Raw genomic sequence first — 18,658 nt, forward strand, 5'->3', positions numbered from 1 at the left:
ATCACACCGTGTGATTGCAAGCGGTGTTGCCGTTACAGGGTGTAGGCAATGCCGACCTGCACCGTGCGCGGTGCGCCCGGGTAGGCGTAGATGTTGCCGAACGCGCCTTCTTCATAATCACGGTTGAACAGGTTCTTCACGTCCAGGTTCAGCCGTACTTTTTCGTTGACCTTGTAGTAGCTGAGCAGGTCGACCACGGTGTACGCGCCCATCGAGAACGGTGTGTTGGAGGTCTGGCCAACACGTTCAGCGACGTACTTGCTGCCGGCACCAAGGCCCAGGCCCTTGAGGGCACCGTCCTGGAACTCGTAGACGTTGAGCAAACTGAAACTGCTGCGCGGGATGTTGGCCAGTCGAGAACCGACGCGAATGCTGTTGTCCTTGGTAACCTCGGCGTCAACGTAGGCGTAGCCGCCGATCACGCGCCATTCAGGCGTGAAGTTGCCGGCCACATTCAGGTCAAAACCGCGGCTGCGCACTTGGCCGGCGGCCACGCTGAACGTGGAGTCCACAGGGTCGGTGGTGAGCACGTTTTTCTTCTCGATCTGGTAGATCGCCGCATCGACGCTCAACTGGTGATCCAGCGCTTCCCACTTGATGCCCATTTCATAGGACTTGCCTTTTTCCGGTTCAAATCCACCACCTTGGCGGCTGGCGCCAGTATTGGGCTTGAACGAACGTGCGGCGTCGGCGTAGACCGCGACGGTCTCGGTCAGGTCATAGGTCACGCCCACGCGTGGAGTGACGGCGTTGTCGCTGGCTTCCCAGCTTTTACCGCCCGGCACATAGGTGTGGTAGTCGTGCTCGAAACGCTCGAAGCGCGCGCCGGCGAGAACTTTGAGCCGCTCGGTGAGGGCGACCTGGTCCTGGACGAAGGCGGCGTAGGTCTTGAGGTTTTCCTTGTCGTGGGTCGGCGTGCGCGTCAGCGCTGGGCGCGGCTGGCCGTAGACCGGGTTGAAGATGTCGATTGGATAAGTGCCCGCCGCACCGCTGGAACGCTGGATGATCGACTTGTAGTCGTAGTCTTCGAACTCCACGCCCGTGAGCAGGGTGTGCTCAAAACCACCGGTGGAAAAATGGCCAGTGAGATTGAGCTGGGTGTCTTTGTCGGTCCACTCCAACTTGCGGTAGTTGAAGTTGCGGCTGAGGGTGCGGCCGTCGGCGGCCAGGCTGTTGGCTTCGATCGCATTGCCTTGCAGGGTGCCGTCCAGCCATTGGAAGCCACCGCCCAAGGTCCAGTTATCGCTTAGCAAATGCTCGAAACGCAGCTGCGCCATGCTGTTGTCGTTGTGCAGTTTGCCGATGTCTTTCTCGCCCCAGAAGGTGTCGCGCGATGGCGTGCCTTTCTGGTTTGCGTAGCGCGTGAGGCCGCGATCCAGCGGATGGTTGTTACGCATGAAGTCGCCTTCGAAGATCAGCTTGGTGTCTTCGGTGGCCTGCCAGGTGATCACCGGGGTGACGCCGTAGCGCTCGGTCTCCACATGGTCACGGAAGGTGTCACCACCCTCGCCCACCACGTTCAGGCGATAGGCCAAGCGGCCTTCGTCATCCAGCGGGCCGGAAGCATCCAGCGTGCCGCGACGCATGCCCTGATCGCTCAACTGACTGCCCAGGGTCACGCTGCGCTCAGGCAGCGGTTGCTTGGACACCACGTTGAACGTGCCGCCCGGATCGCCACGCCCGTAGAGCATGGTCGCCGGGCCGCGCAGCACTTCAAGGCGTTCGATGGTGTTGGCGTCCGGCATGTTCGGGTAGCCACGGTTGATCGGGAAGCCGTTGCGGTAGAACTCGCCGGTGGTGAAGCCCCGCACGGTAAAGGTGGTGAGGCCCTGCCCGCCGAAGTTGTTGGCACGGCCAACGCCGCCGGCGTAGTCCAGCGCGTCCTGCAAGCGGGTGGCGCCGATGTCTTCGACCGCGTCCTTGGTCACGACGCTGATGGACTGCGGGGTTTCATGAATGGACGTGTCGGTACGCGTCGCACTGGCCGAACGCGTGGCGCGGTATCCCTGCACCGGCCCCTGGGCGGTTTCATAGTCGGCAGTGCCGGTGATGTTGGTGGCCTGCAACTCAAGACCGGCTTTTTCTACCGGCTCGACTTCGGCCCAACTCAAAGGGGAAAACGCCTGAAGCACACAGATGGAAACCAGGGTACGACGCATGGGGGAGGAACCTAGTGAATGAGCCAGATGGGGTGGCATACCTGCCAGATTTTCGCGGCAGGATGGTATACCAACTTACTCATTATTGATATGCGTTCTCATTCACTATTTCTTGAGTAACAGCTTTGTATCCACTTGATGAAAACCCGTCGCAAAAAAAAGCCACTCTTGCGAGCGGCTTTCGAATCACACTCGGTTCGCCTCAGCGATACCGCTCCAACCAATGCGCGTACGGCGCCGGCAAGGTCCATGACGACTTCTCGACCCCCAGCTCCTTGGCCGCAAAGTACGCCCAATGCGGGTCAGCCAAATGTGCACGGCCCACCGAAACCAGATCCAGCTGCCCAGCCTGCAACGCACCTTCGGCCAGTTGCGGCGTGCCAAAACCCCAGGCCGAGGTGACGGGGATACCGGCTTCACGGCGCACGCGCTCGGCGACTGGGCCCAGGAACGCAGGGCCCCACGGGATGTTGGTATCGGGAATGGTGAAACCGACACTGACGCTCAGCAGGTCGAGGCCGCCGGCCTTGAAGTTACGCGCCAGTTCGATGGATTCGGCGAGGGTCTGCTCGTCGCGACCGTCGTATTCGATCACGCCGAAACGCGCAGTCAGCGGCAGGTTTTCTGGCCAGACTTCACGCACGGCGGCCAGGGTTTCCAGGAGGAAACGGCTGCGGTTGTCAAAGCTGCCGCCATAGGCGTCGGTGCGCTGGTTGGAGTGTTCAGAGAAGAAGCTTTGGCCCAGGTAACCGTGGGCGAAGTGCAGTTCAATCCACTCAAAACCGGCGTCACGGGCGCGGCGGGCGGCGTCGACGAAGTCCTGGCGTACGCGGGCGATGTCGTCCAGGGTCATGGCGCGGGGCACTTGCGGCAGGTTGGCACCAAACGCAATGGCCGACGGCGCGATGGTTTCCCAGCGGCGTGCATCGGAGGCAGCCATATGGTCATCGCCTTCCCACGGGCGGTTGGCGCTGGCTTTACGTCCGGCGTGGCCGATCTGGATGCCCGGCACGGAGCCAGCGGCCTTGATAGCTTTGACGATCGGCTCGAACGCTTGGGCGTGTGCGTCGCTCCACAGGCCGGTGCAGCCTGGGGTGATACGGCCTTCCGGCGCCACCGCAGTGGCTTCGACCACTACCAGCCCTGCCCCGCCACGGGCCATACCGGCCAAGTGCACATGGTGCCAGTCGTTGACGATGCCATCATCGGCCATGTACTGGCACATCGGCGGGATGGCGATGCGATTGCGCAGGGTGACGTCTTTGAGTTTGAACGGTTCGAACAATGCGGACATGGTTGACTCCAGCAAGTGTGTGGATGATTCTATAGTTCGATAGTAGTCGAACTATAGCCTTGAACGAAACCCCCAGTTATCATGCGCCCCATGCGAGCCTTCAAACACCCAGCCCTGCAAGACCTGACCCTCGAACGCGTGCTCTACGCCCTGAGCGACCCGGTGCGCCTGGAAATCGTGCGCTGCCTGGCCGGCGTGCCCGAGGCCACCTGTGGTGAACTGGACGGCGGGCGGCCCAAGTCCAGCATGTCTCACCACTTTCGCGTGTTGCGTGATGCCGGGTTGGTGCAAACCCGCAGCGTGGGCACCACCCACATGAACGCATTGCGCGCCGAAGATCTTGAAGGACGGTTTCCCGGCTTGCTGGCGAGCATCCTGGCCCAGCATTAAGTTTCGCTTCAGCTAACCTGCGAACCTTTCCCCCCTACCCCGCGTCCGAGCTAAGGCACTGTTGCTTACCGCTCGCCGCGAGGTCCTCGTTTGAAAGCCGCCATCGTCAAAAAATACCGCCTGATCATCAAGACCATGGGCTACGTGGGCTGGGCCCTGTTCTGGCTGTTGCTGTGGGACATCGCCGTCACCGTGGACTTCATGCTGTTTCTCAACGCCAAGCTGAATCTGCCGCTGATGCCGCTGACTCTGCTGGGTTCGGCACTGATTGTGCTCATCAGCTTTCGCAACAGCAGCGCCTACAACCGCTGGTGGGAAGCCCGCACGCTGTGGGGCGCGATGGTCAACAACTCGCGCAGTTTTGCCCGCCAGGTACTGACCTTGCTGGATGACCCCGGCAACGAGGTGAACCCGGTCAAAGCCACCCTACTGCGCCGTCATGTCGCTTATGTGAATTGCCTGGCTGCCCACCTCAAGGGCCAGCCGTGCCCCGACGAAGTGCGTGCGTTTATCCCGTCGGATGAATTTGCCCGCAGCGGCGCCACCAATAACTTTGCCAACGATATCCTCACCGGTTCAGCGGCGTTGCTGGCCAAGGAATACAAGGCCGGCCACCTGGACAGCATTCGCCTGGCGCGCCTGGAGTCTACGCTGGTGGACCTGTCCAACGCCCAGGGCGGCATGGAGCGCATTGCCAACACCCCATTGCCCTACCCCTACGTGTACTTCCCGCGCCTGTTTATTTCGTTGTTCTGCCTGATCGTGCCGATAGGCTTGGTGGAATCCCTCGGCTGGTTTACCCCGCTGGCGTCAACCGTGGTGGGCTTCATGCTGCTGGCCATCGAACGCATCGGCACCGATCTGCAAAGCCCCTTCCGCGCAAGCGAACACCAGATTCAGATGGAAGCCATCTGCGAAACCATCGAGAAAAACCTGCAGTCGATGCAGCGTGATGCGCTGGGTGGCGACCGAATCGGCTAACCGTCCGTCCGCCCTGTATTACTGGCCTAAAGTGCGTGACCCATCGGTCGATATACCGAGGGTACGCATGGGCCATACCCCCTCAATAACAACACATGCGACGCCACCGCTACCGTTTCCTTCCTTGCCAAAACTATAAATACCCGCAGGAGAAATCATGAACATCAAGCAAAAGCTGACCTGGGCGTTTGCGGCCATCGCGTGCGTCCCGGTTGTCCTGGTGGCTGTATTGGTCGTGCTGAATGTGCGTGACGGGGCCCTGGCCAACTTCCTCGACAGCAGCGGCCGCGAGATCCGTCAGATCGACAATGGCATGAAGCAGTTCTTCGACGGCATCAGCCAGAACGTCGAGTACGTGGCCAAGGACCCGCGCGTTGTCGCGGCCAAGGACCTCAAGAGCTATGCCGGCGCCGACGCCGCGCAAATCCCGCTCACACCCACGAATAAAGAGCTGCTGGCGATTTTCGACCAGTTCGCCAAAAGCCACCCCAGCACCGCCTACCTGTCACTGGGCCTCGCCGGCGGCGGCTACGCCAGCTGGCCGGACGACACCAAACTGAACAACTACGACCCACGCGTACGCCCCTGGTACAAGGCCGCCATCGCCGCACCGGGCACCACCGTACGCACGGGCGCCTACTACTGGGCGCCGGACGACGTGGTGCTGATCGGCACCGTGCACACCGTCGCCGATGCCACCGGCAACGTCCTCGGTGTGGTCGGCCTGGACGTGTCGCTCAAGCAACTCACCGAACTGGTGCGCAACATCAAGCTGGGTGACAGCGGCTACCTGATGCTGGTGGAAGCCAACGGCAACGTGCTGGTCGACCCCAGCGATGCCAAGCACAACTTCAAACCCATGGCCGACCTGGGCCCCAACTACGCCGAACTGGCCAAGCGCGGCGACGGCGTGACCCAAATCGACATCGACGGCGTGGCCTACATGGCCAATGTGGTCAGCTCCAAAGACCTGGGCTGGCGCTTTATTGGCCTGATCAAGCGCGACGAAGTGATGGCCGGCGCCACCAGCCTCACCTGGTTGATCGCGGCCATTGCCGCCGCGTTGGCCGTGGTCTTTGCGATTGTCGGCGCCAGTTTCGCCAGCGTGATTGTGCGCCCGATCCGTGGCGTGGCAGATGGCCTGCAAGAGATTGCCGAGGGTGAAGGCGACCTGACCCGCCAACTCAAAGTCCAGGGCAAGGACGAAACCGCCAGCCTGGCGGGCTGGTTCAACCAGTTCCTGAGCATGATCGCCCAACTGGTGCAACGCATCGGCAACGCCTCTTCCGACCTGCAAACCGCCGCCGCCGACACCAGCGAAGTGGCCAACAACATGAACCAGGCCGCTGGCCGCCAGCGCGAAGCCGTGGAACTGGTGAGCACCGCGTTCAACGAAATGGTGGCCACCGCCAACGAAGTCGCGCGCTCCTGCAGCGCTGCCGCCACCAGCGCCGATGAAGGTTATCGCGATGTGCACGACGGCCAGCAGCACATCGGCGAAGCCACCGGCAGCGTGCTCAAGCTCAGTGAAGACCTGCAAAAGTCGACCCAGACCATGCAGTTGCTGGAGCAGGACAGCCAGAACATCAACACTATCCTCGACACCATCCGTTCGATTGCCGAGCAGACCAACTTGCTGGCGCTCAACGCGGCTATCGAAGCGGCACGCGCCGGCGACCAGGGCCGTGGCTTTGCGGTCGTGGCCGACGAGGTCCGCGCCCTGGCCCGCCGCACCGCCGATTCCACCGGCGAGATCGACAGCCTGCTGGGCAACCTTGCCCGTCGCACCCAGGAAGTGACGCAGCAGATGCAAGGCAGCCTGCTGGTGTCCCACACCAGCGTGGAACGTATCCAACAGGCCCGCGACAGCTTCGACAAGATCCGTGGTTCGGTGGACTCGATCCGCGACCAAAACACCCAGATCGCCACCGCTGCCGAAGAACAGCACCAAGTGGCCGAAGAGATCAACCGCCACATCGCGCAGATCCATGCCGATGCGCAACTGGTGGAAGGGTTTGCGCATTCGGCGCAGACCGGGTCAGGCCGGCTGACGGACATTTCCGGCCAGCTCAAAGGGTTGGTGGGACGCTTCAAGTTCTAGGCCGCTTCCCACGCCGTTCGCCTGCAAGGGGGCAGGCGAACGCCGCGTGTATTCGCTACTATGTGCGGCAGTTTCCCGACCTTAGCCAAACCGATCCGGAGCCTTAATGCCGACCCCCAAGGACACCGCCCCCGACAGCAGCGCCCCGATGATTCCCGAGCAGCGTCGCGAGCAAATCCTGCGGCAGTTGCGCAAGCATCAGGTGATGAGCGTGCACCAGTTGATGGAGATGTTCGACTGCTCGCACATGACCGTACGCCGCGACATCGCGCTGTTGGAGCAGGAAGGCCGGGCCTATTCGGTGACCGGTGGGGTGCGCATCGCCAGCCAGTTGCACAGCGAGCCGAGCCATCAATCCAAAGCCGTGGTGGAGCTTCCACAGAAGCAAGCCATGGCCCGGTTGGCGGCGCGACTGCTGCACGCGGACATGACCGTGTACCTGGACGCCGGCACCAGCACCCTGGAGATCGTGCCGTATATCAAGGCGCTGTCAGGCATGACGGTTGTGACCAACGACTTCGGCATCGTGCAAGCGCTGATGGACGCGCAACAAGTGACGGTGATTCACACCGGCGGCCAGTTGGACCATGACAATCACTCGTCCGTCGGCGGGCTGGCGGTGGCGACCTTGCGCCAGGTGGTCACGGATATCGCGTTTGTGTCCACCAGTTCCTGGGACCTGCACCGGGGCATCACCACGCCTTCGGCATTGAAGGTGGAGGTCAAGCAAGTGGCGATGCAATCGGCGTCCCAGGTGGTGCTGGTGGCGAGCAGTTCCAAGTACGGCACGTTCAGCATGTACCGCATCGCCGGGCTGGAACCGTTCGACGTGATCATAAGCGACGACGGCCTGGCGCCGGCGGCAGCGGATGGGATTCGCAAGCGGGGGATTGAGTTGATGTTGCCGGGGGATCAGTTGCCAACCTGATCCCATCCTTGGGAATGAGGTCAAAAATGTGGGAGCTGGCTTGCCTGCGACGGCAGTGGGTCAGCTGGCACCTGCACCCACTGATACACCGCTATCGCAGGCAAGCCAGCTCCCACATTCAAACCACATTCGGCTCGGTTATCGGGTCGCCTTCCAATCTCGCAGCCATTGCAGGCCAGTCGAGGTATCCCCCTTCGGCCGATACTCGCAACCGACCCAACCGCTATAACCCAACTGGTCCATCAGCTCGAACAAATACCCATAGTTCAGCTCGCCCAAATCCGGCTCATGCCGGTCCGGCACGCCAGCAATCTGGATATGGCCAATCCCCGCGAAATCCCGACGCAACTTGGTCGCCACGTCACCCTCGACAATCTGGCAGTGATAGCAATCGAACTGCACCTTGAGGTTGCTCGCCCCCACTTCACGGCAGATGGTCTGGGCCTGGTCCTGGCGATTGAGGAAAAAACCCGGCATGTCGCGGGTGTTGATCGGCTCCAGCAAGACCGTGACCCCAACCCTGGCCGCCGCAGCGCTGGCGTAGGCGAGGTTTTCCAGGTACACGGCGTGGTGACGCTGGCGCAGCGATTCGGACGGCAGCAAACCCGCCATCACATGCACACGGTCGTTGCCCAGGACGGCGGCGTATTCCAGCGCCCGGTCGAAGCCGATACGAAACTCGGCCTCACGCCCAGGCAAGGTTGCAATGCCCCGCTCCCCCGCCGCCCAGTCGCCCGGCGGCGCGTTGAACAGCGCCTGGACCAGGCCGTTGTCAGTCAGGCGCTGCTTGATTTCGGCAGCGCTGTAGTCGTAGGGAAACAGGTATTCCACCGCGTCAAAACCGTCAGCCTTCGCCGCCGCGAAGCGGTCGAGAAAGTCGTGTTGCGGGTAGAGCATGCTCAGGTTGGCAGCAAAACGAGGCATAAAAACTCCCAGGGGTCAGACAAAAGGCCAGATCAGCAGGGTAATCAGGAAACCCAAGGTGCCGAGCAACGTGGTGATCACCGTCCAGGTACGCAGACCATCGGCCACATTAAGCCCGGCCAGCTTGGTGAAAATCCAGTAGCCGGCATCGTTGATATGGGACATCGCCAACCCGCCACCACCCATGGCCAGGCACAACAGCGCCATATGGTTGGGCGTGAGGTTGAGGGTGACGATCAACGGGCTGATGATCCCGGCCGTGGTCACCAGCGCCACGGTGGTGGAACCCTGCACCGCACGCAGCAACATGGTCAACAAGAAGCCCAGGGCCAACACCGGCAGGCCGGTGGTGCGCAGCATGTCGGAGACTACCGCGCCAATGCCGGTGTCCACCAGCACCTTGCCGAACACGCCACCGGCGCCCGCGATCAGGATCACCATGGCCACGCCCGGCAACGCCGAACCAATCACGTCAGACACTTGGCTGCGGCTCCAGCCACGGCGCGAACCCAGCAGCCAGGCGCACAGCAAGGTATCGATCAGCAACGCCACCAGCGGCGCACCGAGTACCGTCATCACCCCGCGCAAGGTCGACTCGATCGGCAGCAGCGAAGTGGCCAACGTGCCCAACAGGATCAATACAATCGGCAGCAGGATCAGGCTGACGATCAGTCCAAAACCCGGCGCAGGAGCCGCAGGCAGCTTGGCGGCGATGGCACTGGTGGATTCTTCCAGGCCCCTATGCGACTCGGCCACGGCGGACTGTTGCACGGTGTGCTCGGTGCCGTTGGTCCAGGCCTGCAAGTCGGCGTTGGTCACATGAGGGCCATACACCTCAGCGCGGATATCGTCGGTCATCGGATAGAAGCGACGCGTCATGCGCCCCGCTACGCGGTAGCCGATGTAGCACAGCAACGCGGTGATCGGCAGGCCGAACATCAGCACCCGGCCCAAGTCCGCGCCCAGTTGGCTGGCGGCGGCCACGGCACCCGGATGCGGTGGCAAAAACGCATGCACGGTGAGCAGCGCCGCACACATCGGCAACGCAAATACCAGCAGCGGCTTGCGCGCCCGGCGGGCCACGCCATAGGCCAGCGGCATCAGGATGATCACCCCGACCTCAAAGAACACCGGCACACCGATGATGAACCCGGCGATGGTCAGCGCCAGCGGCGTGCGGCGGTTGCCGAAGCGTTCGATCAGGGTCTTGGCCAGGGCTTCGGCGCCGCCGGACAACTCGATGATCCGCCCGATCATCGCGCCCAGGGCAATGATGATCGCGATGTGGCCGAGGGTCTTGCCCATGCCGCCTTCGATGGTTGCCACCAGGTCGGCGGGCTTCACCCCGGCTACCAGCGCCACCACGATACTCACCAGCATCAGCGCAACAAACGGCTGGAATTTGTACTTGAGGACCAGAAACAGCAGCAGCGCGATACCGGCGCCGGCGGTCAACATCAAAATCAGTGGGCTCATTCGAGAATGTCCTGTTGTTATTGTTTTTCAAGCAAGCCGGGGCCGTCGAACGCCTGGGCAGGTGCTCGGGGCAACGCGTGCGGTGTGGGTGTTACCAGTGCGCGCCGAACGTCTCGCGCAGTTCATCCAAAGCGGCCTGGTCCAATGGCGCCGGGCGCGGGTTGCTCATCAACCACAGGCGTGCGGTCTCTTCCAGTTCTTCCAGGGCGTAGCTGGCCTTGGCTACCGAGCTTTCCCAAACCACCGGCCCCAGCCGTTCGAGCATCACGCCGCGCACGCTGTTGGCCAGTAACGCGACCTGTTCGGCGACCTTCGGCGAACCGGGGCGCTGGTAGCCGATCAACGGAATGTGCCCGACCTTCATCACCTGATACGGCGTGAGCGGCGGCAAGATATCGTCCGCGCGCCACACGCCCGCCAGGGTCAACGCCACCAAGTGCGTGGAATGGGTGTGCACCACACCGCCCACCGTCGGGTTGCGGTCATACACCTGGCGATGCAGGGCCAGGGTCTTGGACGGTTTATCGCCCGACACCCACTCCCCTTTCAGGTTGACCTTGGCGATAGCGGCGGGTGACAGCCGCCCCAGGCACACATCGGTCGGGGTGATCAGCCAACCATCATCGAGGCGCGCACTGATATTGCCCGCGCTGCCGACGGTATAACCGCGCAGGTACAGGCTGTGGCCGACGTCGCAGATTTCTTCGCGCTGGGCCTGTTCGTCGATGCCGCTCATTGGGCACCTCCGGCCAGTTGCGCAAGGGCTTTGGCGAAGAAATCGCGGCCACCGAAGTTGCCGGATTTCAGCGCCAGCGCCAGCGGTTCGGCAGAGCTGCTGACCGTAGCAGGCACACCCGGATCAATCTGCGCACCGATCTGCAGCAGGTTCACGCCCAGCGCCTTGACCACCGCACCGGAGGTTTCGCCGCCGGCAATCACAAAGCGTCGTACGCCGCTTTCGCGCAGGCCGTGGGCAATCTCGCCCAACGCGTCCTCGACCAAGGCACCCGCGCGTTCGACACCCAGTTGCTGCTGCACTGCCTTGACCTCTTCCGGGGTGCTGGTGGCGTAGATCAACACGGTTTGCGCGCTGTCGCGGGCAAACGCCAGGGCCTGTGCCACCACCGGTTCACCGGCTGCCACAGCCAGCGGGTCGATGCGCAGCGCCGGGCGACCGGCCTCGCGCCAAGCTGCGACCTGGCCGAGTGTGGCCACCGACGCACTGCCGGCCAGCACCACTTCGCCACCGCCTACCACCGGTAACGACGCCACATCGAAGTCACGCAGTTTGCCCGCTCTGCGAAAATTATCCGGCAGGCCCAGGGCCAGACCCGAACCGCCAGTCAGCAACGGCAGGTCGGCACAGGCGCTGCCCAGGGTGTAGAGGTCTTGATCCGACAACGCATCGGCGATGGCAATGCCCACGCCTTGCTCGCGCAGTTCGGCGATTTTCTGGCGGGTGGCGTCTACGCCCGCCGCCACGCTGTCATAGCGCAACAGGCCGACCGACAACTGGGTCTGGCTTTGCAGCACACGCACCAGGTTGGCATCGCCCATCGGCGTCAGCGGGTGATGCTGCATGCCGGATTCGCTGAGCAACTGGTCCTGCACAAACAGATGTCCACGGAAAATCGTGCGGCCGTTTTCCGGGAATGCCGGGCACGCCAGGGTGAAATCGCTGTCCAGAGCCTTGAGCAACGCTTCGCTGACTTGGCCGATATTGCCGGCGGCGGTGGAATCGAAGGTGGAGCAATACTTGAAAAAGATCTGCTCGCAGCCCTGCTCACGTAGCCAGGCCAGCGCGGCGAGGGATTCCTCCACAGCCTCGGTGGCTGGCGTAGTACGGGACTTGAGGGCGATGACAATGGCGTCCGCATCCAACCCGGCCGCAACTTCGCGACTCGGGATGCCGATGCTCTGCACCGTGCGCATACCGCCACGCACCAGCATGTTGGCAAGGTCGGTGGCGCCGGTGAAATCGTCGGCGATGCAGCCCAGCAAGGGGCGCGCGTTGGCAGTGGTCATGACGCGTTCCTTAAACAGAGTCGGGCTTGGCGGTTGGCAGATCGATGCCGGGGAAAATCTTGATCACCGCCGAGTCATCCTCGCGGCCAAAACCGGCGCTGGAGGCTTGCATGAACATCTGGTGCGCCGTGGCCGACAGCGGCAGTGGGAATTTGCTGGCACGTGCGGTATCCAGCACCAGGCCGAGGTCCTTGACGAAAATATCCACCGCCGACAGCGGCGTGTAGTCAGCCTTGAGAATGTGCGGCACGCGGTTCTCAAACATCCAGGAATTGCCGGCGCTGTGGGTGATCACCTCGTACAAGGCATCGGCGTCCACGCCTTCGCGCAGGCCAAGCGCCATGGCTTCGGCGGAAGCAGCGATGTGCACGCCGGCCAGCAGTTGGTTGATGATTTTGACTTTGGAGCCCAGGCCATGGGCATCGCCCAGGCGATAGACCTTGCCCGCCATGCCTGCCAGTACGGCTTCGGCCTTGGCATACGCAGCTTGCGGGCCGGAGGTCATCATGGTCATTTCGCCAGCCGCGGCCTTGGCCGCGCCGCCGGAGATCGGCCCGTCTATATAGAGCAGGCCTTGATCAGCCAGGCGTTGGCCCAGCTCTACGGCGTAAGTGGGTGCAACGGTGGCGCAACCGATCACCAGGCTGGCGGGGCGCATTGCGGCTACGGCGCCGTTTTCGCCGAACAGCACGGTTTCAGTCTGCTCGGCGTTGACCACCACCGTGATGATCACATCACAGGCTTCGGCCATTTGCGCCGGTGACGCGCACGCCACCCCGCCTTCGTTGGCGAATTGTTGGGTGACGGCGTCACGCACATCACAGGCATGCACCTTAAAGCCGGCACGCAGCAGCGAGCGGGCAATGCCCAGCCCCATCGCGCCCAGACCAACAACACCGACATTCTTATTATTCATGGGGTACTCCAGGGGAAAACGGCGGCAGACACCACACCGGCGAGCCGCGTTGGAATTGGAGTCGATCATCCACCAATGAACAGATTATGTGAAGTATTTTTTCTACTTAACATTTTTTAACATCGCACTTCACAACCACGTCCATCAGCGAACTCATCGGTGGCGCTTGTGCTTTACGTATTATGGTATACCATCATACGCAAACCACCCCACCTCAGATGGAGCAGCTCATGAGTTTCGAAATCCGCAAAATCGTCAGCTATGTAGAAGAAACCTTTATCGAAGGCGGCAAGGCCTCCGACACCCCAGTGAAAATGGTCGGCCTGGCCGTCGTGCTGAAAAACCCTTGGCTGGGCCGTGGTTTTGTCGAAGACCTGAAGCCGGAAATCCGTGCCAACTGCTCCGACCTCGGCGCACTGATGGTCGAGCGCCTGGTGGGCATCATCGGCGGTGCCGAGAACATTGAGGCGTACGGTAAAGCAGCGGTAGTCGGGGCTGATGGCGAGATCGAGCACGCCTCGGCAATCATCCACACCCTGCGCTTCGGCAATCACTACCGTGAAGCGGTAAAAGCCAAGAGTTACCTGAGCTTCACCAACAAGCGTGGCGGCCCGGGTACTTCGATCCAGATCCCGATGATGCACAAGGACGACGAAGGCCTGCGCTCGCACTACATCACCCTGGAAATGCAGATCGAAGACGCGCCGCGTGCCGACGAAATCGTCGTGGTACTGGGTTGCGCCGATGGCGGCCGCCTGCACCCACGCATCGGCAACCGCTACATCGACCTGGAAGAACTGGCCGCCGAAAAGGCTCAGTAAGCACGGCAGGCACCCCAATAAAAAAGGCATGCAGGAGCGCTCCATGATTCGGCTCACCGCTGAACGCACCCCGGCTGGCACCAGTTATCTGGCGACCGGCCAAGGCCAGCCTGTGGTTTTGATCCACGGCGTGGGCCTGAATAAAGAAATGTGGGGCGGGCAAGTCGTTGGCCTGGCCACGAATTACCGCGTGATCACCTACGACATGCTCGGCCATGGCGCCAGCCCGCGCCCGGCCGCCGGCACGCCCCTGTTGGGCTATGCCGACCAATTGCTGGAACTGCTCGATCACCTGGAGCTGCCGCAGGCCACGGTGATCGGGTTTTCCATGGGCGGCCTGGTCGCCCGAGCGTTTGCCCTGCATTACCCCGAACGCCTCAAAGGCCTGGTGGTGCTTAACAGTGTATTCAACCGCAGCCCCGAGCAGCGTGCCGGCGTGATCGCCCGCACCGCCCAGGCCGCCGAACACGGGCCGGACGCCAACGCGGAAGCTGCGCTGTCACGCTGGTTCAGCCGTGAATACCAGGCGGCCAACCCGGCGCAAATCGCGGCACTGCGCGAAACCCTGGCGGGCAACGACCCACAGGGCTACCTCACGACTTACGAGCTGTTTGCAACCCAGGACATGTACCGCGCCGACGACCTCAAGAGCCTGCGCGCGCCCACCCTGGTTGCCACCGGCGAACTCGACCCCGGCTCAACGCCGGAAATGGCCCGGCAACTGGCCGATCGAATTCCCGGCGCCACCGTTGCGGTGCTGGCCGAGCAACGGCATATGATGCCGGTAGAATCGCCGCGCCTGGTCAACCAGTTGCTGCTGGGCTTTCTTGACACGGTGTACGCCCAAAACAATCCAATAAAGGGGATCGTTGCATGACGCTTGAACGCTTCCAGATGTGCATCGGCGGTGAATGGGTCGATGCCCTGTCCGGCAAGACCTTCGACAGCCTCAACCCGGCGCTGGCCGAACCCTGGGCGCAACTGCCCGACGCGGATGAAGCCGATGTGGAGCGCGCCGTGCAGGCCGCGCAAACGGCTTTCGACAGCCCGGCCTGGCGTGGCCTCACCGCCACGGCGCGGGGCAAATTGCTGCGCCGCCTGGGCGATTTGATCGCCGAGAACAAAGAGCAACTGGCCCAACTGGAAAGCCGCGACAACGGCAAGCTGATCCGCGAAACCCGTGGCCAGGTCAGCTACCTGCCGGAGTTTTTCCACTACACCGCAGGCTTGGCCGACAAGCTTGAAGGCGGCACCCTGCCGCTGGACAAGCCTGACCTGTTTGCCTACACCGTGCACGAAGCCATGGGCGTGGTTGCCGCGATCATTCCGTGGAACAGCCCGCTGTACCTGACCGCGATCAAGCTCGCCCCGGCCTTGGCGGCGGGCAATACCATCGTGATCAAGCCTTCGGAACACGCCTCGGCGACCATTCTCGAGCTGGCGCGTCTGGCGCTGGAAGCAGGCATTCCGGCGGGCGTGGTCAACGTGGTCACAGGCTTTGGCCCCAGCACCGGCGCCGCCCTCACCCGCCACCCGCTGGTGCGCAAGATCGCCTTCACCGGCGGTGCAGCCACCGCTCGCCATGTGGTGCGCAGCAGCGCGGAGAACTTCGCCAAGCTGTCCCTGGAACTGGGCGGCAAGTCGCCGAACATCATCTTCGCCGATGCCGACCTGGACAGCGCCATCAACGGTGCGATTGCCGGTATCTATGCCGCGTCCGGGCAAAGCTGCGTGTCCGGTTCGCGCCTGCTGGTGCAGGATGAAATCTACGACGAATTCGTCGAACGCCTGGTGGCGCGTGCCCAACGCATCCGCATCGGCAACCCCCAGGACGACGCCAGCGAAATGGGCCCCATGGCCACCGCGCAGCAACTGGCGGTGGTCGAAGGCCTGGTGGCTGACGCGATTGCCGAAGGCGCTCGCCTGCGTACCGGCGGCAAACGCCCGCAGAACCTGGGCGAAGGCTGGTTCTATGAGCCGACGCTGTTCGAATGCGACCGCAACTCGATGAAGATCATGCAGGAAGAAGTGTTCGGCCCAGTGGCCTCGGTCATTCGCTTCAAAGACGAAGCCGAAGCCCTGGCCATCGCCAATGACTCACAGTTTGGCCTCGCCGCCGGCATCTGGACCCGCGACCTCGGCCGCGCCCATCGCCTGGCCCGTGACGTGCGCTCAGGCATCATCTGGGTCAACACTTACCGCGCCGTGTCGGCCATGGCGCCGATTGGCGGCTTCAAGAACAGTGGCTATGGACGCGAAAGCGGCATCGATTCGGTGCTGGCCTACACCGAGCTGAAAACGGTGTGGATCAACCTGTCCCAGGCACCGATGCCTGATCCTTTTGTGATGCGTTAAGAGGCCAACTCCATGATCGAACCCGGCATTTACAAAGACGTGATGAGCTCGTTCCCGTCTGGCGTCACGGTGGTCACCACCCTCGACCCGGACGGCGGCATCGTCGGTATCACGGCCAGCGCATTCAGTGCGCTGTCGATTGACCCGGCGCTGGTGCTGTTCTGCCCCAACTATGCGTCCGACACTTACCCGATCCTGCGCGACAGCAAGCGCTTTGCGATTCACCTGCTGTCCGCTGACCAAACCGCCGAAGCCTACGCGTTTGCCGGCAAGGGCAAGGAAAAGGCCAAGGGCATCGAGTGGCACCTGAGCGAGCTGGGCAATCCGCTGCTGGCCAAGGCCACGGCGATCATCGAGTGCGAGCTGTGGCGCGAGTACGACGGCGGCGATCACGCGATCATCGTCGGCGCGGTGAAGAACCTGATCCTGCCCGCGCAACCGGTCACGCCGATGATCTACCACAAGGGCAAGCTTGGGCCTTTGCCAGCCCTGGCCTGAGGCGCGCCGGGGGTCGTGAGGGTTTGTCGCTTAAAGGACGCCGCGTGATAAACTCGCCGACAATTTAGGCCCACGATCGGCCCCCAGTTAACCGTTACATACAGAGCAGACCCCATGAAACGCCTGCCACTCGACGACAGCTTCAAGGTCAATCACAACCCGGTCACCCTGCGGGAAATCGTGCTGGAGAAACTGCGCAGCGCGATCATGAACTTCCAACTGTTGCCAGGCGACCGCCTGGTGGAGCGCGACCTGTGCGACCGCCTCGGCGTCAGCCGCACCTCGGTGCGTGAAGCCTTGCGTCACCTGGAGTCCGAAGGCCTGGTGGAATTCGCCGATGCCAAGGGCCCACAGGTGGCAATCATCACCCTGGCCGACGCGGTCGACATCTACGAGCTGCGTTGCGTGCTCGAAGGCTTGATCGTGCAATTGTTCACCCTGCGCGCCAAGGCCAAGGACATCAAGGCCCTGGAAAAAGCCCTGGACGACAACCGCAAGGCCCTCAAGGACGGTGAGTTGCAGCAGGTGATCGACTCGGTGCAGGGCTTCTACGACGTACTGCTGGAAGGCTCGGGCAACCACGTTGCCGCCACGCAACTGCGCCAGTTGCAGGCGCGTATCAGCTACTTGCGTGCCACCTCGGTGTCCCAGGAAAACCGCCGTGGCGCCAGCAACCAGGAAATGGAACGCATGGTCGAGGCAATCAAGAGCCGCGACCCACTGGCCGCCCACCAGGCCTGCGTCGATCACGTGCGCGCCGCCGCCGCCGTGGCCCTGGACTACCTCAAGCGCAAACAGGAAGAGACCGGCAAGGTCCCTGAGATCACCCTGCCCATCGCCCTCAAAGAACCGCGCATAGGTCACTGACCGTGTTCAGCCCCAGCTTTTGCCCGAAATGCGGCGGCAGTGACTTAGGTCACCAGCTGCCACCGGGCGACACCCATGAGCGCCTGATGTGCCGGGGCTGCGGCTATATCCACTACATCAACCCGAAGATCATTGCCGGCTGCATCATTGAGCAGGACGGCAAGTACCTGTTGTGCCAACGCGCGATCCCACCGCGCCCCGGCACTTGGACGCTACCGGCTGGTTTCATGGAAGGGGGTGAAACCACTGAGCAGGCGGCGTTGCGCGAGGTGTGGGAAGAAAGCGGCGTGCGGGCGGAAATCGTCTCGCCTTACTCGATCTTCAGCGTGCCCAAGATCAGTGAGGTGTACATCATCTTTCGCGCCATTGCGCTGGAGATCACCGGGCAATTTGGGCCGGAGACGCTGGACTACAAATTCTTTGCACCCGAGGACATTCCTTGGGAGAGCATCTACTACCCGGCGATCCGGCAGATTCTCGAGCGGTATATCGAGGAGCGGCAGGCCGGGGTGTATGGCATCTACATCGGTAATGACGACAGCGGCAAGATCCATTTCATCCGCTGATCTCCCGGTTGGACACAATTCAAAATGTGGGAGCTGGCTTGTCGGGTCGCCGCATCGCTGCGATAGCTATGTGTTGGGCGCTAAGCCTTTTGGTCGGAGTACATATCCGTTATTTAGGTGAAGGCTGATATGGGTTCCGCTCTTACAGCGGCTCACTTTTGAAAAGCGCAAAAGTAAGCAAAACGCTTCGCCCCACCACTCGGTGTCTCGCCTAGGCTCGACATGCCCTCACTCCGGCTTGAATCCGTGGGCCGCCGCGATGGGCCATCCTTGGCCCAGCGCGGCTAACCCGGCGTCCTGCCGGGTTACCCACGGATTCAAGCCTGCGTTCAGCCAGCGTGGTTTAACGGGGCGTCT

General features: G+C 62.4%; 16 protein-coding genes and 2 pseudogenes. 11 read left to right on the forward strand and 7 right to left on the reverse strand.

Features of this window, described 5'->3' with window-relative positions; genetic code table 11:
- Nucleotides 1-32: 32 nt before the first annotated feature.
- Together CFE47_RS24195 and CFE47_RS24200 are read right to left on the reverse strand one after the other, a co-directional pair.
- Nucleotides 33-2,159: a TonB-dependent siderophore receptor gene (locus tag CFE47_RS24195; RefSeq protein WP_286840954.1), complete on the reverse strand. Its 2,127-nt coding sequence runs from the start codon at nucleotides 2,157-2,159 to the stop codon at nucleotides 33-35.
- Between the two features lie 202 nt (nucleotides 2,160-2,361).
- On the reverse strand, nucleotides 2,362-3,453 hold the full coding sequence (locus CFE47_RS24200) for an NADH:flavin oxidoreductase/NADH oxidase (RefSeq protein ID WP_286840955.1): 1,092 nt from the start codon (nucleotides 3,451-3,453) through the stop codon (nucleotides 2,362-2,364).
- Between the two features lie 90 nt (nucleotides 3,454-3,543).
- Between CFE47_RS24200 and CFE47_RS24205 the strand changes: the two genes are divergently transcribed.
- The 5 genes and pseudogenes from CFE47_RS24205 (at nucleotide 3,544) to CFE47_RS24220 (ending at nucleotide 7,853) form a co-directional block, all read left to right on the forward strand.
- On the forward strand, nucleotides 3,544-3,843 hold the full coding sequence (locus CFE47_RS24205; protein ID WP_286840957.1) for an ArsR/SmtB family transcription factor: 300 nt from the start codon (nucleotides 3,544-3,546) through the stop codon (nucleotides 3,841-3,843).
- Nucleotides 3,844-3,933: 90 nt separating this feature from the next.
- Nucleotides 3,934-4,824, forward strand: coding sequence for a bestrophin family protein (locus CFE47_RS24210; protein WP_286840959.1), 891 nt, complete (start codon nucleotides 3,934-3,936; stop codon nucleotides 4,822-4,824).
- 157 nt (nucleotides 4,825-4,981) lie between these two features.
- Nucleotides 4,982-6,061 (forward strand): annotated as a pseudogene (locus tag CFE47_RS31850) (HAMP domain-containing protein); the annotation flags it as partial.
- 348 nt (nucleotides 6,062-6,409) lie between these two features.
- Nucleotides 6,410-6,925, forward strand: a pseudogene (locus CFE47_RS31855) (methyl-accepting chemotaxis protein); the annotation flags it as partial.
- Between the two features lie 106 nt (nucleotides 6,926-7,031).
- Nucleotides 7,032-7,853, forward strand: a complete 822-nt coding sequence (locus CFE47_RS24220) for a DeoR/GlpR family DNA-binding transcription regulator (RefSeq protein ID WP_286840963.1) — start codon at nucleotides 7,032-7,034, stop codon at nucleotides 7,851-7,853.
- 138 nt (nucleotides 7,854-7,991) lie between these two features.
- Here CFE47_RS24220 and otnI read toward each other — a convergent pair whose 3' ends face one another.
- The 5 genes from otnI to ltnD all read right to left on the reverse strand — a co-directional run bounded on the left by otnI (nucleotide 7,992) and on the right by ltnD (nucleotide 13,194).
- Nucleotides 7,992-8,777 carry a 2-oxo-tetronate isomerase gene (gene otnI / locus CFE47_RS24225; protein WP_286840965.1) on the reverse strand — a complete coding sequence of 262 codons (786 nt, stop codon included), beginning with the start codon at nucleotides 8,775-8,777 and terminating at the stop codon, nucleotides 7,992-7,994.
- Nucleotides 8,778-8,792: 15 nt separating this feature from the next.
- Entirely contained in the window at nucleotides 8,793-10,253 is a 1,461-nt protein-coding gene (locus tag CFE47_RS24230) for a GntT/GntP/DsdX family permease (protein WP_286840967.1), read from the reverse strand.
- Between the two features lie 91 nt (nucleotides 10,254-10,344).
- Nucleotides 10,345-10,989, reverse strand: coding sequence for a 3-oxo-tetronate 4-phosphate decarboxylase (gene otnC / locus CFE47_RS24235; RefSeq protein WP_286840968.1), 645 nt, complete (start codon nucleotides 10,987-10,989; stop codon nucleotides 10,345-10,347).
- Nucleotides 10,986-12,278, reverse strand: a complete 1,293-nt coding sequence (gene otnK / locus CFE47_RS24240; RefSeq protein ID WP_286840970.1) for a 3-oxo-tetronate kinase — start codon at nucleotides 12,276-12,278, stop codon at nucleotides 10,986-10,988. Before otnK ends, otnC begins: the two co-directional genes overlap by 4 nt.
- Nucleotides 12,279-12,288: 10 nt before the next feature.
- On the reverse strand, nucleotides 12,289-13,194 hold the full coding sequence (gene ltnD, locus CFE47_RS24245; protein WP_286840972.1) for an L-threonate dehydrogenase: 906 nt from the start codon (nucleotides 13,192-13,194) through the stop codon (nucleotides 12,289-12,291).
- A gap of 230 nt (nucleotides 13,195-13,424) precedes the next feature.
- Here ltnD and CFE47_RS24250 point away from each other — a divergent pair, with 230 nt between their 5' ends.
- The 6 genes from CFE47_RS24250 (at nucleotide 13,425) to CFE47_RS24275 (ending at nucleotide 18,301) form a co-directional block, all read left to right on the forward strand.
- Nucleotides 13,425-14,015 carry an amino acid synthesis family protein gene (locus CFE47_RS24250; RefSeq protein WP_049708911.1) on the forward strand — a complete coding sequence of 197 codons (591 nt, stop codon included), beginning with the start codon at nucleotides 13,425-13,427 and terminating at the stop codon, nucleotides 14,013-14,015.
- 43 nt (nucleotides 14,016-14,058) lie between these two features.
- Complete coding sequence (locus tag CFE47_RS24255; RefSeq protein ID WP_286840975.1) at nucleotides 14,059-14,892, forward strand: alpha/beta fold hydrolase; 834 nt, start codon at nucleotides 14,059-14,061, stop codon at nucleotides 14,890-14,892.
- On the forward strand, nucleotides 14,889-16,370 hold the full coding sequence (locus CFE47_RS24260) for an aldehyde dehydrogenase (RefSeq protein WP_286840976.1): 1,482 nt from the start codon (nucleotides 14,889-14,891) through the stop codon (nucleotides 16,368-16,370). Before CFE47_RS24255 ends, CFE47_RS24260 begins: the two co-directional genes overlap by 4 nt.
- Nucleotides 16,371-16,382: 12 nt before the next feature.
- The gene (locus tag CFE47_RS24265; RefSeq protein ID WP_185710649.1) at nucleotides 16,383-16,868 is read left to right on the forward strand and encodes a flavin reductase family protein; all 486 of its coding nucleotides are present in this window, start codon (nucleotides 16,383-16,385) and stop codon (nucleotides 16,866-16,868) included.
- A 114-nt stretch (nucleotides 16,869-16,982) separates the two neighbouring features.
- The gene (locus CFE47_RS24270) at nucleotides 16,983-17,735 is read left to right on the forward strand and encodes a GntR family transcriptional regulator (protein ID WP_185710648.1); all 753 of its coding nucleotides are present in this window, start codon (nucleotides 16,983-16,985) and stop codon (nucleotides 17,733-17,735) included.
- Between the two features lie 2 nt (nucleotides 17,736-17,737).
- A complete protein-coding gene (locus tag CFE47_RS24275; protein WP_286840978.1) occupies nucleotides 17,738-18,301 on the forward strand; it encodes an NUDIX hydrolase in 564 nt (187 codons plus the stop codon).
- Nucleotides 18,302-18,658 lie beyond the last annotated feature (357 nt).

It is taken from the genome of Pseudomonas sp. PGPPP1, assembly GCF_002255865.1.
In the GTDB taxonomy this organism is placed as follows: Bacteria; Pseudomonadota; Gammaproteobacteria; order Pseudomonadales; family Pseudomonadaceae; genus Aquipseudomonas; species Aquipseudomonas cremoris.